Raw genomic sequence first — 13726 nt, 5'->3', positions numbered from 1 at the left:
CTCACAGGGCAATACACCTAGAGCGCCGCCGCCCACTCCGCGAGCGCGTCGAAGTCCGGCCGGATCAGCCCGATCCGGGGATCGACGTGCAACAAGAGGGCGGCGGCCAGGTGGCGTTGGTCCACATACTCGTGGTCGTACGACGTGATGTCGTCGTCCACCCAGGCGAACGGCCGCCCGGCCGCGTACTCCAGGATGTACTGCGTCTTCCAGAAGGTCCCGCGAGGGGCCTTTCCGTGCATCTGGGGCCAGTCGACGAACGGCAGCTCCGGTATCCCCAGGTGCGGTCCGATCCAGGCGTTCGCCTCGCCCTCCCAGGTCGTCGCCCAGACCAGCTCGTACCACTCGGCGAGGGCGAGCAGTTCCTCCCCGTGGGCGGGGTTGAGCCACACCCGAAGCGGCTTCGTCTCGCACCAGCCCGCCGGTCGCATCCGATGCGTCGTGTACCCCTCCGGGCGGCGCTCGGGCCGCGCCGCATAGGGATTCAGCGGTCCGTCCACATCGATCAGCAGCAGCGGCTTCGTCATGTTCACAGCATTTCCCTTCCGCGCCCCGCGAGGCGTCGAAATATCGAATGAGACGTTGGCGTCTCAATCGGTGTATGGTTGTCTCATGTCGCTCGACCGCACCCAGGTGCTCCGCACCGCCGCCGCCCTGCTCTCCCGGAAATCGACCGCCACCATGGACGAGGTCGCCCGGGCCGCCGGCATCGGCCGCGCAACCCTCCACCGGCACTTCGCCGGACGGGACGCGCTGGTCAGGGCGCTGGAGGAGATGGGCATCCAGGAGTTCGAGGCCGCCCTCGACGCCGCCGGCCTCGACGCGGGACCGGCCGACGACGCCCTGCGACGGCTCGTCGCCGAGGCCGAGCCCAACGCCCAGCTGCTGGCCTTCCTCGTCGGCGAGAACCAGCTCTTCGAGGGCGACCAGGTCAACGAGGGCTGGGCCCGGCTCGACGCCAGGGTCAGCGCCCTGTTCCGACGCGGCCAGGAGGAAGGCACGTTCCGGATCGACCTGAGCCCGGCCTGGCTCACCGAGGCCCTCTACGGCCTCATCGGCACCTGCGCCTGGTCCGTCATGGACGGGCGGGTCGCCGCCAAGGACTTTCAGCACATGATCACCGAGCTGCTGCTCGGTGGCGCACGACGGAGCGTGGAGAGATGAGCAGCACCCAGCAGCTGAACCCGACGATCGGGACGGAGACGAAGAGCCCCGGTCGCTGGCTCGCGCTCTCGGTCCTGGTCCTCGCCGTTCTGCTGGTCGCGGTGGACGCCACCGTACTCGGTCTCGCGACCCCCTCACTCAGCGAGGACCTCAAGCCGTCCGGCACGCAGCTGCTGTGGATCGGCGACATCTACTCCTTCGTCATCGCCGGTCTGCTCGTCTCCATGGGCTCGCTCGGTGACCGGATCGGCCGCAAGAAGCTGCTCCTGGCCGGTGCGACCGCCTTCGGCGCCGTCTCCGTCCTCAACGCCTACGCCACCAGCCCCGAGATGATGATCGTCGCCCGTGCGCTCCTCGGCGTGGCCGGTGCGACCCTGATGCCGTCGACCCTGGCGCTCATCCGGAACATCTTCCACGACCCCAAGGAGCGCAGCCTCGCCATCGGCATCTGGGGCGCCACCGCCTCGGCCGGCGCGGCCATCGGCCCGGTCATCGGTGGAGCCCTGCTCCAGCACTTCTACTGGGGCTCGGTCTTCCTCATCAACCTGCCCGTGATGGCGGTCCTGGTCCTCGTCGGCATCAAGCTGCTGCCCGAGTCCAAGAACCCCGTCACCGGCCCCTGGGACCTCATCAGTGTCGGCCTCTCCCTCGTCGGCGTCATCGGTGTCGTCTACGCGATCAAGGAAGTCGCCTCGCACGGCCCGACGTGGGAGGTCGGCGCATCGGCCGTCGTCGGAGTCGTCACCCTGTACGCCTTCGTCCGGCGCCAGCACGTGCTGACCGCGCCCCTGCTCGACATGCGGCTCTTCCAGCACCGGGGCTTCTCCGGCGCGGTCCTCGCCGATCTGCTCACCGTCTTCGGCCTGTCCGGACTGGTCTTCTTCCTCTCCCAGTTCCTGCAACTCGTGCAGGGGCGTGAGCCGCTGGAGGCGGGCCTGGCCGAACTGCCCGCCGCCGTCGGCGCCGTGGTCACCGGTCTGATCGCGGGCCGGTACGCCCGGCGGTACTCGGTCCGGGGCATCGTGGCCGGCGGCCTCGCCGCCATCGGCCTCGCGCTCGCCGTCATCACCCTGGTCGACAAGGAGACCGGCTACCCGCTGCTCGGCGCAGCCCTGCTGGTCCTCGGTCTCGGCGCCGGCTTCTCCTTCACCGTCACCGCCGACGTGATCCTCTCCAGCGTCCCCAAGGAGCAGGCCGGTTCGGCCTCCGCGGTCTCCGAGACGGCGTACGAACTGGGCGCGGCGCTCGGCATCGCCCTGCTCGGCTCGATCGTGACCGGCGTCTACCAGGGCTTCGCGACCCCGGCCGGCGTCCCCTCGGGCACGGCCGCCTCCGCCCACGAGTCGCTCGGCGGCGCCGTCGAGGCCTCCGCCGGCCTGGCCCCGGACACGGCGACCGCCCTGGTCTCCGCCGCCCAGGAAGCCTTCGTCGACGGCCTGCGGATCGCGGCGGGCGTGGGAGCGGCGGTCCTCCTCGCGACGGCGGTCGCGGCCTGGTTCCTGTTGAAGGGCCAGAAGCTGCAGGACGGCATCGAGCACTGACCGCCCCGGACCGCCTGCCCCGGACCCCGCGCCCCGGAAACCCGCGCCCCGGACCGCAGGACCGGAACCCCGGCCCGCAAAGCGGCGGCGCCCCCGCACAGCCTTCGCTGTACGGGGGCGCCGTGCGTGTCACGCCTGACGCGGCGTCACGCCGCCTTCGCCTTGGTCGCGTACATGTCGACGTACTCCTGTCCGGAGAGTCGCATCACCTCGGCCATGACCGAGTCCGTCACGGCCCGCAGCACATAGCGGTCCCGGTCCATCCCCTCGTACCGCGAGAACTCCATCGGCTCGCCGAAACGCACCGTGACCCGGCCCGGCCGGGGCAGCCCCGCACCGCCCGGCTGGATCTTGTCGGTGCCGATCATCGCGAACGGCACCACCGGTGCGCCGGTCATCAGCGTCAGCCGCGCGATGCCCGTACGGCCCCGGTACAGCCGGCCGTCGGGGGAGCGGGTGCCCTCCGGGTAGATGGAGAAGATCTTCCCCTCCTCCAGGATGCGGCGGCCGGTCATCAGCGCCGCGACCCCGCCACGGCCGCCGTCGCGGTCCACCGGGATCATGCCGACGCTGGTGAAGAACCACGCCATCAGCCGTCCCTTGACGCCCTTGCCCGTCACGTACTCGTCCTTGCCGATGAAGAAGACCGGGCGGTCCGTGCAGATCGGCATGATCATCGAGTCGATGAAGGTGAGGTGGTTGCCCGCCAGAATCACCGGACCCGTCCCCGGGATGTTCTCGGCGCCCTCCACGCGGGGGCGGAACATCAGGCGCAGGATCGGTCCGAGCACTGCCTTGATGAGGGCGAGACGGGACAACGGTTCCTCCGGTGTCGGGGCGGGTGGTCTGTGCAGCTGGCGACGATACTCGCGAGTCACCACGGTGCGCACATCGGGTTCACCGACTGGATACACAGTGTTGACGTGTGTTTCCGCCATGTTCGGCCAGGATCTGCCGCGGGTACGGGGTGACTGCCTACGGTCGGGCCAACGGTTGACAGGTGCGGGACATCACACAGAAGGAGCCTTCATGACACAGGGAGCACACCGGACCCCGGCACGGCGGACGGTTCTCGGAGCGGCGGGAGCGGCCGTACTGGGCGCCTCCACGGTCCTGCCCACGGGCACCGCGCACGCCGACGAGACCCAGGCCGGGGCCCCGGCCCCGGCACAGGGCAGGGATCACGGTTTCCGCTCCCTGCCGGTCCCCACCGTCATCGCCCACCGCGGCGCCAGCGGCTACCGCCCCGAGCACACCCTCGGCTCCTACCAGCTCGCCCTCGACCTGGGCGCGCACGTGATCGAGCAGGACCTGGTCCCCACCAAGGACGGTCATCTCGTATGCCGTCACGAGAACGACATCACCGGCACGACCGACGTCGCCGACCGCCCCGAGTTCACCTCGCGCAGGACGACGAAGTCCGTGGACGGCGTCTCCCTCACCGGCTGGTTCACCGAGGACTTCACGCTCGCCGAGCTGAAGACCCTGCGCACCAAGGAGCGCATCCCCGGTACCCGGCAGGAGAACACCCTCTACGACGGCCGCTGGCAGATACCCACCTTCGAAGAAGTGCTGCGCTGGGCCGAGCGGGAGGGCCGCCGACGGGGCCGCGTGGTCTGGCTGCACGTCGAGACCAAGCACCCCACCTACTTCCGCTCCCTGGGCCTCGGAGTGGAGGAGCCCCTCGCCAAGCTGCTGCGCCGGTACGGCCGTCACCGCGCCGACTCCGCCGTCTTCCTCCAGTCGTTCGAGCCGAGCAGCATCCAGCGGCTGGCGGCACTCGTCGACTCCCCCGGCGTGGTCCTCCTCTCGGGTGCGAGCACCCGCCCCTGGGACTTCGTCGAGGCCGGCGACCCGCGCACGGTCGCGGACCTGATCACACCGCGGGGACTGCGCTGGATCGCCTCGTACGCGCAGGGCATCGGCCCCACCCTGGACCTGGTCATCCCCAAGGACGCCACCGGCAAGCTCGGCACGCCGACCACCCTCGTACGCGACGCTCACGCGGAGGGCCTGATCCTCCACCCGTACACCCACCGCAACGAGAACACCTTCCTGCCCGCCGACTTCCGTCGCGGCACCGACCCGGCGGCGTACGGGGACGCCTTCGGCGCGCTGAAGATGTACCTGGCGACCGGTATCGACGGCATCTTCTCCGACAACCCGGACACCGCCCTGCTGGCGGCGGCGGACTTCGGGAAGAACTGAGCCGAGGGCCGGCGCGGGGCCACGGCGACGGCACCCGCGCGAGTGGTTTGGGCGTCACCCGGCAACCGGCCACGGCCGACACCCGTCGTGCCGGTCATGACCCCACAGAACCCCCAGCTCCTCAGCGCCCTCGCCCCCCTCCTGGCCGCCGAATCGCAGGCCGAGGCCGCCGCCGCCGGAGTCGAGCCGGACGACCTGGAACAGGCCGTCTGGCTCAAGCTCCTGGAACGGATCCATGAGGACGACGCACCCGAACGCCCCGCCGACTGGCTGCGCAGGGCCGTCCGGGGCGAGGCCCGGCGCGCCCGCCGCACCGCACTGCGCGAGCGCCCCTACGGTGGCGAGGAGGCGGCCGAACCGCACACCTCCCCCGAGCGCTCCGCGCTCATGGCCGAACGCCGCAGCGTCCTGCGCGCCGCCGTGGGCCGCACCCCCGGCCACTGCCCCCGCCTGCTCACCGCGATGCTCGACCCGGCCGACCCCACCTACCGGGAAATCGCAGGGGAGTTGGGTATCTCACAGGGCAGTCTGGGACCGATGCGTTCCCGTTGCCTGGGATGCCTGCGCAGAATGCTGGCTGCAGAGGTTCCCGCTCCCGGCCCGAGGGGAAGGGTGCGGTAGACGACCGGTGGACCAGGTGAGCGGGAGGCATGCGCACATGGGCATGAGCGTGACCATCTCAGCGGCTGACGCGCAGGACGCGGAGCACATACTCAAGCTGCAGTACCTCTGTTACCAGAGCGAGGCCGAGCTCTACGGAGACTGGTCCATCGAGCCCCTCACCCAGTCCCTGGACGAGCTTCGCGCCGAACTGGCCGAGGGGCACGCGCTCGTGGCGCGCCTCGGCGACGAGATCGTCGCCTCCGTACGCGGCCGGGCCGACGAGGCCGGCACCGTGCACATCGCCAAGCTGATCGTCCACCCGCGCATGCGGCGCCACGGACTCGGCGGCCGCCTGCTCGACGCCATCGAGAAGCACTTCGCCGCCGACCCGGCCCCCGCCGCCAAGCGCTTCCAGCTCTTCACCGGCCACCGCAGCGACGGCAATCTGCGGCTCTACCGCAGCAAGGGGTACGCACCGGTCGCCACGCACGAGATCGGGCCGCGGCTCACGCTCGTGACCCTGGAGAAGGCGGCCTGAATCAGCCGGCCGCCACCGCGTCCGCGCGCGAGCGGCGCAGCCACCAGATCCCGGTCACCGGCAGCAGGACCGGGATGAAGATGTAGCCGTAGCCGTAGTCCGACCAGACCGTGGCGTCGGGGAAGGCGGAGGGGTCGGCCAGCGTCCAGGTCCCCACGGTCAGTACGCCCACCAGCTCGGCGGCGCAGCACACAAGCGCCGCCCTGCGGGCCGTCTCCCCGCCCCTGACCAGCGTGTACGTGATGAACGCGTACACCACGGCCGCCACCGCCGACAGCGTGTACGCCAGCGGTGCCCGGTCGAACTCGGTGGCGATCTGATAGATCGAGCGCGAGACCGCGCCCACCGACATCACTCCGTACAGCCAGACGAGGAGCATGCCGGGCCCCTTGACCAGTCGTGTCGTGCCCTCGGTCGCGGTCATCTCAGCCCACCGTCCAGATGTCGTGGAGACGCACCTGGAGCACCGCGAGCACGACCGCGCCCGCCGCCACCGTCGCCGATCCCCAACGGCTCCGTTCCGCCAGCGACATGAAGCCGGCCGCCGGCACGGCGCACATGGCGCCCAGCAGATAGGCGACGAAGATCCCCGTGCCCTCCTCGGCCTTCTCGCCGCGCGACAGCTGTACGACGGCGACGACGAGCTGGACCAGGGCCAGGACCGTCACCACGGCCATGCCGATGAAGTGCCAGTCCTTGGTCGGCTGGTCGCGTGAGAAGGCGAAGCCGCACCAGGCGGCGAGGGCGAGCGCGGCCACCGAAACCGCGACCGTCAGGGCGTCAAGCATGCGCCCGAGGGTATTACGGGCCGAAAGGCCCGATGCGCTCACCCCCCACCCCCCACGTAGGCTCGACGAACATGAAGATGCGCGCCGAAGCCCTCCTGTTCGACAACGACGGAACCCTCGTCTCCTCCATGGCCTCGGTCTACCGCTGCTGGACCCGGTGGGCGGTGGAGTACGGGATCACGGCCGAGGAGTTCGCCCGCGTCGAGCTGCACGGCCGCCCCGCCGCCGAGATCATCGCCGACCTGCTCCCGGCCGCCCGGGTCCTGGAAGCCCTGGCCCGTATCGAGGAGCTGGAGGTCGAGGACGTTCCCGGCGGCGTCGAGCTGCTGCCCGGCACCAAGGAGCTGCTCTCCTCCCTCCCGGCCGGCCGCTGGGCCGTCGTCACCTCCGCCACCCGGCCGCTGGGCGAGGCGAGGCTGCGCGAGGCGGGCATCGACTTCCCCGTGATGGTGGCCGCCGACGACATCACGCGCGGCAAGCCCGACCCGGAACCCTTCCTCCTCGCCGCGGCGAGGCTGGGCGTCGACCCGGCCGCCTGCGTGGTCTTCGAGGACGCCCCCGCCGGTCTGGCGGCCGGCCGCGCGGCCGGTATGCGCACCGTGGCCTTGGCCACAACCCACGCGCGCTCCGAACTCCTCGCCGACGTGGTCGTGACCGACCTGTCGGAGGTGTCCGCGCAGGTCATCGACGGGGGAGTGGAGATCACCTGCGGCCTCTGACGCCCGCGCGGAACCCGGCAGACCTGTCCGCATGATGTCTCAACCCTGTCCGCTATTCGGACACGCCCGCGGCGGCCGAACACCCCCATGCTTTACTTGCAGACATGACCACGACGAGCAGCCGCACCCTTGCGACCGAGGCGATCACGACGCCCGGTGCTCGTTGTATGTGTCGAATGTGCGCCTTCTGAGGGCCCCCGCCTGAGCCCCGCGGCCCGAGTCTCGCGCCCCGAAGCGAGACCCCGACGGCCGAGCCGATCCGCCCGCCGACCGGCGCCGGATCCGTGCTGCCCCGCGCACACGCCGCCTCCGGACACCCCTCCGAGCCGGCTGATCCGCGCCTGACTGTCCGAACGACGAATGCCCCGTGCCCGGCGGACCCCGCGCCGCGCACTCGACAGTGACGGAAACCCCTGTGATCACCACTTCGGGCCTGACCAAGGTCTACGAGTCGCGAGGCCGCCAGGTCACCGCTCTGGACGGCGTCGACCTCCACGTCCGCGAGGGCGAGGTGTACGGCGTCATCGGCCAGAGCGGCGCCGGCAAGTCCTCGCTCATCCGCTGCGTCAACCTCCTGGAGCGCCCCACCTCCGGCACCGTGACCGTCGACGGCGTCGACCTCACCGCGCTGGCCGGCAACGGCCGCCGCGCCGGCAAGGACCTGCGTCGGGCCCGCAGCGCCATCGGCATGGTCTTCCAGCACTTCAACCTGCTGTCCTCCCGCACGGTCAAGGACAACATCGAGCTCCCGCTCGAAATCCTCGGCGTCTCCGGCGCCGAGCGCTCGCGCCGCGCCCTCGAACTCCTCGACCTCGTCGGCCTCGCCGACAAGGCCAAGGCGTACCCCGGCCAGCTCTCCGGCGGCCAGAAGCAGCGCGTCGGCATCGCCCGCGCCCTCGCCGGCGAACCCAAGGTCCTGCTCTCCGACGAGGCCACCAGCGCCCTCGACCCGGAGACCACCCGCTCCATCCTCCAGCTGCTGCGCGACCTCAACCGGCAGCTCGGCCTCACCGTCCTCCTCATCACGCACGAGATGGACGTCGTCAAGACGATCTGCGACTCGGCCGCACTGATGCAGAAGGGCCGGATCGTCGAGTCCGGCACCGTGAGCGAACTGCTCGCCACCCCCGGCTCCCAGCTGGCGGCCGAGCTCTTCCCGGTCAGTGGCGCCCCCACCGGCCCCGACCGCACGGTCGTCGACGTCACCTTCCACGGCGAGGCCGCCACCCAGCCGGTCATCTCGCAGCTCTCCCGTACGTACAACATCGACATCTCGATCCTCGGCGCGGCGATGGACACCGTCGGCGGCAGGCAGATCGGCCGGATGCGGATCGAACTGCCCGGACGGTACGAGGAGAACGTCGTCCCGGTCGGCTTCCTGCGCGAGCAGGGCCTCCAGGTCGACGTCGTCGACGAGGACGCCCCGGCCGCCGGCTCCGTACCGGCGCAGGCCGCCGCCACGCTGGTCAAGGAAGGTGCCAAGTGACCTGGTCGGAGATGCAGCCCCTGCTGGAGCAGGGCACCATCGACACGCTCTACATGGTCCTGTGGGCCACGGTCGTCACCATCCTCGGCGGACTGCCCCTCGGCATCCTCCTCGTCCTCACGGACAAGGGCGGACTGCTGCAGAACACCGTGGTCAACAAGGTCGTCGGCGTGATCGTGAACATCGGCCGCTCGCTGCCGTTCATCATCCTGCTGATCGCCCTGATCCCCTTCACGACCTTCGTCGTCGGCACCTTCATCGGCCCCACCGCCATGATCGTGCCGCTCGCCATCGGCGCCATCCCCTTCTTCGCGCGCCTCGTCGAGACGGCGGTCCGCGAGGTCGACCACGGACTGATCGAAGCCGTCCAGTCCATGGGCGGCTCCGTCCCCACGATCATCCGCAAGGTGCTGCTGCCCCAGGCGCTGCCCTCCCTGGTCTCCGGCGTCACCACCACCGTGATCGTGCTCGTCGGCTACTCGGCGATGGCCGGCGCGGTGGGCGGCGAAGGCCTCGGCTCCAAGGCCATCACCTACGGATACCAGCGCTTCGACACCCAGTTCATGCTGGTCACCGTCGTCGTCCTGATCGCGATCGTCACCGTCGTCCAGCTCATCGGCGACCTCGCCGTCCGCCTCCTCGCCCGCCGCGGACGGACCGCGTAACCCCCACAGACTTCGTTCTCGAAGAAGAGCCCGGACTCGTTGTCCAGGCGTCCACCGCACCACCTGAAAGAGGCACTTTTCGTGCGTAACAACATCAAGCTCATCGCCGGTTTCGCCGCCACCACCGCGCTCGCCCTGGGCCTCACCGCCTGCGGCACCTCCTCCGACCCGTCCTCCACCAAGGACGCGGCCGGCTCCGGCGACACCTCGAAGGCGCTCGTCGTCGCCGCGTCCCCGACGCCGCACGCCGACATCCTCAACTTCGTCAAGGACAAGCTCGCCGCGAAGGAAGGCCTGAAGCTGGAGGTGAAGGAGTTCACGGACTACGTCCTGCCGAACACCGCCACCCAGTCCGGCCAGGTCGACGCCAACTTCTTCCAGCACAAGCCGTACCTCGACGACTTCAACCTGAAGAACAAGACCACCATCGTCCCGGTGGTCAACGTCCACCTCGAGCCCCTCGGCCTCTACTCCAAGAAGGTCAAGAGCCTCAAGGACATCAAGGCCGGCCAGACCATCGCCGTTCCCAACGACACCACCAACGGCGGCCGCGCGCTCCAGCTGCTCGCCGAGAACGGCCTGATCACGCTCAAGGCCGGCGTCGGCACCAACGCCAAGCTCTCCGACATCACCGACAAGAAGGGCCTGGAGTTCAAGGAGCTGGAGGCCGCCACCGTGCCCCGCGCCCTGAACGACGTGGACGCCGCCGTCATCAACGGCAACTACGCCATCGAGGCCAAGCTCGAGCCCGCCAAGGACGCCATCGCCCTGGAGAAGGCCGAGAACAACCCGTACGCCAACTTCCTCGCCGTCAAGGAGGGCAACGAGAAGGACGCCCGCGTGCAGAAGCTCGCCAAGCTCCTCAACTCGCCCGAGGTGAAGAAGTACATCGAGGACACCTACAAGGGCTCGGTCACCCCGGCCTTCGGCGCCGTCGCCAAGTAAGGCTCGACGCACGGTCCTTGTGACGAAGGCCCCCGCACCCCGCCCGGTGCGCGGGGCCTTCGTCGCACTCTTCGCACACCCCACCCGGCCATGCGCACCGGCGGCTGCATGCTGCATGCTGTGCGTTCACGGTCGATTCGGACGGTCCTCGGCATGGAGCTGCGCATGACTACCACCTTTCCGGACATCTCCATCAACACGGACCGGTTGGTGCTGCGCCCGTACGAAGAGGCCGACATCCCCGCGTTCGTGGAGATGATGAACGACGAACTCGTCACGGCATGGACCTCGGTTCCCCACCCGTACACCCGCTCCGACGCCGAGGCCTGGGTGCGCAGGATCGCTCCTGCTGAACGCACCGAGGGCCGCGGCATCGTCCTGGCCGTCACCGAATTCCTCACCCAGCGCCTCGTCGGCACCGTCCACCTCCAGAACACCAACTGGCGCACCCTGGCCACCGAGGTCGCCTATGTGACCGCCCCCTGGGCACGCGGCGAGGGCTACGCCACCGAATCCGTCCTCGCCGTCGCCCAGTGGCTGTTCCGCGACCGGAAGTTCGAGCGGATGGAACTGCGCACCGCCGCCGACAACACCGCCTCCCAGCAGGTCGCCCAGAAGATCGGCTGCATCAGCGAGGGCGTCCTGCGCAACGCCTGGATAGCGCGTCACCAGACCGAGTCCGGCGACTGGACCGACATGAGGACCGACCTCATCGTCTGGAGCCTGCTGCCCGAGGACCTCGACGGCGACGCCGACCGCATGGCCGAGGCCGGATACTCCTCGTTCACCGACTGGAGCTGAGCCGCCGGCCGGTTCCAGGTACGCTCGACACCCCCGCGACCTGCAACAAGACCACCTGAGGGAGACAGACGACGATGGCCGACCGGGTCACGGTGATCGGCTGGGACGGCTCACCCCTCACCGCGGCGGCCCGGTCCGCGCTCTCCGCCGCCACCCTTGTGGCCGGCGCGGCGCACCACCTCGCCCTGCCGGAGGTCCCCCCGCGTGCCGAGCGCATCCGCCTCGGCAGCGTCGACCTCGCCGCCCGCCGGATCGCGGGCCACCGCGGCACCGCCGTCGTCCTCGCCGACGGCGACCCCGGCTTCTTCGGCGTCGTCCGCACCCTGCGCGCCCCCGAGCACGGCCTCGAGGTCGAGGTCGTCCCCGCGGTCTCCTCCGTCGCCGCCGCCTTCGCACGGGCCGGGATGCCCTGGGACGACGCCCGGATCGTCGTCGCCCACCAGCGCACGCTGCGCCGCGCCGTCAACGTCTGCCGCGCCCACCCCAAGGTCGCCGTCCTCACCTCCCCCGGCGCGGGCCCCGCGGAACTCGCCCTCCTCCTCGACGGCGTCCACCGCACCTTCGTCATCTGCGAGGCACTCGGCACCGACCGCGAACAGGTCACCGTCCTCACCTCGGACAAGGCCGCCGACCACGACTGGCGCGATCCCAACGTCGTCATCGTCATCGGCGGATCCTCCGGAGGTCAGACCGGCGGAGGGTGGCTGATGGGACACGAGACACCGAAGGTACGGGGCTGGGCCCTGCCCACCGAGTACCCCGGCTCCACGAGCGGCGAGGCGCCCCCGCTGCGCGCCGCCCAGCTCGCCCGGCTCGGCCCCCGCGTCGGAGACCTCGTCTGGGACATCGGCTGCGGCGGCGGCCCGTTCTCCGTCGAGGCCGCCCGCTTCGGCGCCGCCGTGATCGCCGTGGACGCCGACCCGGACGCCTGCGCCCGCACGGAGGCCGCCGCCCGCCGCCACGGCGTCCAGATCCAGGCCGTGCCCGGCCGCGCCCCACACGTACTGGAACGCCTCCCCGAGCCCGACGTCGTACGCATCGGTGGCGGCGGAGTCCCCGTCGTCACCGCCTGCACCGACCGCAGGCCCGAACGGATCGTCACCCACGCCTCCACCCGTGACGAGGCCGAGGCCCTCGGCGCTGCCCTCACCGACGGCGGCTACACCGTCGAATGCGCTCTGCTGCAGACCGTCGGACTCGACCCCGACGACTGGACGGAACGCGAGCGCTCGGTGGTCTTCCTGCTGGCCGGCCACCGGATCGACCGCGCCCCGTGACCATGCCGCCCCAGAGGGCCAGGTAGGCTGGCCGATTGTTGTACCGCACCCGGACCTTCGGCAATTCGTTCGCCAATGTCCGGAAGTGGGGGCTCTTTTGGGCCGCTGATGTGGTACGGAGCAATCGGGGGGACGCGCGACGTGGCGCAGTCCACAGCGCCCGGTGGCGGATCTCCCTGCCACGATGGCCGAAGGCCGCGACAATGCTGGGGTGTCCGCGCGTCATTCGTGCCGCACGGCGCGCACGCTCGTTCTTGTTGACGGGCGAAGGTCTGAAGGAGCACTACCGATGGGCGAGGGGTACGCATGACGGACACCGGCCAGGTCCCGGGCGAGGGGCTGCCGGAGAACGCAGGCATGGTCGAGCAGCCGGGCATCCCCGCTCCGGGCGCGTACACCTTCCTGGACCCCTCCGAGAGCGCAGCCGAGGACGACGACCTGCTTCTCATGCCGGGCGCGCAGGGCGCGTGGAGCGAGCACCAGCCGGGCGCCGTGCCGGCCCCACCGGTCGCCGTGCCGCCGCCGGGCATGATGCCGGGGCAGCTGCCGCCCGTGGCCGATCCGCTGACCGACCCGCTGGCGGGACCGCTCGCCGACGCGCTCGCCGCACAGGCGCCCGCCGCGCAGGTCCAGCCCGTCGCTCACGAGCCCGTTTCGACCCCCGCGCACGGTGTGCCCACGGTTTCCGGCCAGGGCCTTTCGACCCCGGCTCACGGTGTCCCCGCGGCGCCGCAGGAGCAGGTCGTCACCGACCACGGATACGAGCCCGGCATCCTGGACACCGGGGCCCATGAGGCCGCGGGCCGCGACTCGGGCTCCGTCGACCTGAGCGGTGTCCGCGTGCCCCCGCCGGCCTCCGCCCCGACCCCGCCGCCCGCGCGCCGCCCCTTGCACATGGGGCCGCCCGTACCGGAGAACAACGCGGGTGTCGTACGGTCGCTCGCCGACCGCGGCCCCGCCGGCGCCCCGGCCGCCGTACCCGCCCCTGCCC

At 70.9% G+C, this 13726-nt stretch carries 15 protein-coding genes and 1 pseudogene; 12 read left to right on the top strand and 4 right to left on the bottom strand.

Going from position 1 to position 13726, the window contains the following annotated elements:
• Nucleotides 1–17: 17 nt before the first annotated feature.
• Nucleotides 18–527, bottom strand: a complete 510-nt coding sequence (locus tag J7E93_RS33145) for an HAD domain-containing protein (protein WP_215073748.1) — start codon at nt 525–527, stop codon at nt 18–20.
• Nucleotides 528–612: 85 nt separating this feature from the next.
• Between J7E93_RS33145 and J7E93_RS33140 the strand changes: the two genes are divergently transcribed.
• Together J7E93_RS33140 and J7E93_RS33135 are read left to right on the top strand one after the other, a co-directional pair.
• On the top strand, nt 613–1164 hold the full coding sequence (locus tag J7E93_RS33140; protein WP_215073747.1) for a TetR/AcrR family transcriptional regulator: 552 nt from the start codon (nt 613–615) through the stop codon (nt 1162–1164).
• Nucleotides 1161–2705 carry an MFS transporter gene (locus J7E93_RS33135; protein WP_215073746.1) on the top strand — a complete coding sequence of 515 codons (1545 nt, stop codon included), beginning with the start codon at nt 1161–1163 and terminating at the stop codon, nt 2703–2705. Before J7E93_RS33140 ends, J7E93_RS33135 begins: the two co-directional genes overlap by 4 nt.
• 146 nt (nt 2706–2851) lie before the next feature.
• On the opposite strand, the gene J7E93_RS33130 is transcribed toward J7E93_RS33135, so the two are convergent.
• The gene (locus J7E93_RS33130) at nt 2852–3523 is read right to left on the bottom strand and encodes a 1-acyl-sn-glycerol-3-phosphate acyltransferase (RefSeq protein ID WP_215073745.1); all 672 of its coding nucleotides are present in this window, start codon (nt 3521–3523) and stop codon (nt 2852–2854) included.
• A 211-nt stretch (nt 3524–3734) separates the two neighbouring features.
• On the opposite strand from J7E93_RS33130, the gene J7E93_RS33125 reads away from it, so the two are divergent.
• The 3 genes from J7E93_RS33125 to J7E93_RS33115 all read left to right on the top strand — a co-directional run bounded on the left by J7E93_RS33125 (nt 3735) and on the right by J7E93_RS33115 (nt 6054).
• Entirely contained in the window at nt 3735–4913 is a 1179-nt protein-coding gene (locus J7E93_RS33125) for a glycerophosphodiester phosphodiesterase (RefSeq protein WP_215073744.1), read from the top strand.
• Between the two features lie 96 nt (nt 4914–5009).
• Entirely contained in the window at nt 5010–5534 is a 525-nt protein-coding gene (locus tag J7E93_RS33120) for a sigma-70 family RNA polymerase sigma factor (RefSeq protein ID WP_215073743.1), read from the top strand.
• Nucleotides 5535–5571: 37 nt separating this feature from the next.
• A complete protein-coding gene (locus tag J7E93_RS33115; protein WP_215073742.1) occupies nt 5572–6054 on the top strand; it encodes a GNAT family N-acetyltransferase in 483 nt (160 codons plus the stop codon).
• A 1-nt stretch (nt 6055) separates the two neighbouring features.
• On the opposite strand, the gene J7E93_RS33110 is transcribed toward J7E93_RS33115, so the two are convergent.
• Together J7E93_RS33110 and J7E93_RS33105 are read right to left on the bottom strand one after the other, a co-directional pair.
• The gene (locus tag J7E93_RS33110; RefSeq protein ID WP_215073741.1) at nt 6056–6478 is read right to left on the bottom strand and encodes a hypothetical protein; all 423 of its coding nucleotides are present in this window, start codon (nt 6476–6478) and stop codon (nt 6056–6058) included.
• Nucleotide 6479: 1 nt separating this feature from the next.
• Nucleotides 6480–6842, bottom strand: a complete 363-nt coding sequence (locus tag J7E93_RS33105) for a hypothetical protein (RefSeq protein ID WP_215073740.1) — start codon at nt 6840–6842, stop codon at nt 6480–6482.
• A 71-nt stretch (nt 6843–6913) separates the two neighbouring features.
• Between J7E93_RS33105 and J7E93_RS33100 the strand changes: the two genes are divergently transcribed.
• From J7E93_RS33100 to J7E93_RS33070, 7 genes and pseudogenes are all read left to right on the top strand, one after another.
• Nucleotides 6914–7561 (top strand): HAD-IA family hydrolase, encoded by a 648-nt coding sequence (locus tag J7E93_RS33100; protein WP_215073739.1) that lies wholly within the window; start codon nt 6914–6916, stop codon nt 7559–7561.
• A gap of 415 nt (nt 7562–7976) precedes the next feature.
• The gene (locus tag J7E93_RS33095; protein ID WP_308368862.1) at nt 7977–9047 is read left to right on the top strand and encodes an ATP-binding cassette domain-containing protein; all 1071 of its coding nucleotides are present in this window, start codon (nt 7977–7979) and stop codon (nt 9045–9047) included.
• The gene (locus J7E93_RS33090; RefSeq protein ID WP_215073737.1) at nt 9044–9712 is read left to right on the top strand and encodes a methionine ABC transporter permease; all 669 of its coding nucleotides are present in this window, start codon (nt 9044–9046) and stop codon (nt 9710–9712) included. Before J7E93_RS33095 ends, J7E93_RS33090 begins: the two co-directional genes overlap by 4 nt.
• An 81-nt stretch (nt 9713–9793) precedes the next feature.
• The gene (locus J7E93_RS33085) at nt 9794–10657 is read left to right on the top strand and encodes a MetQ/NlpA family ABC transporter substrate-binding protein (RefSeq protein WP_215073736.1); all 864 of its coding nucleotides are present in this window, start codon (nt 9794–9796) and stop codon (nt 10655–10657) included.
• A 165-nt stretch (nt 10658–10822) separates the two neighbouring features.
• Nucleotides 10823–11458 (top strand): GNAT family N-acetyltransferase, encoded by a 636-nt coding sequence (locus J7E93_RS33080; protein ID WP_251067441.1) that lies wholly within the window; start codon nt 10823–10825, stop codon nt 11456–11458.
• Between the two features lie 74 nt (nt 11459–11532).
• Entirely contained in the window at nt 11533–12735 is a 1203-nt protein-coding gene (cbiE, locus tag J7E93_RS33075) for a precorrin-6y C5,15-methyltransferase (decarboxylating) subunit CbiE (protein WP_215073734.1), read from the top strand.
• 306 nt (nt 12736–13041) lie between these two features.
• Nucleotides 13042–13726 (top strand): annotated as a pseudogene (locus J7E93_RS33070) (5,6-dimethylbenzimidazole synthase); the annotation flags it as partial.

Origin of the sequence: Streptomyces sp. ISL-36 (genome assembly GCF_018614205.1) — a bacterium.
Taxonomy (GTDB): Bacteria; Actinomycetota; Actinomycetes; order Streptomycetales; family Streptomycetaceae; genus Streptomyces.
Note: the sequence above shows the minus strand (reverse complement) of the source record. Positions and strands in the feature narration are given on the sequence as shown.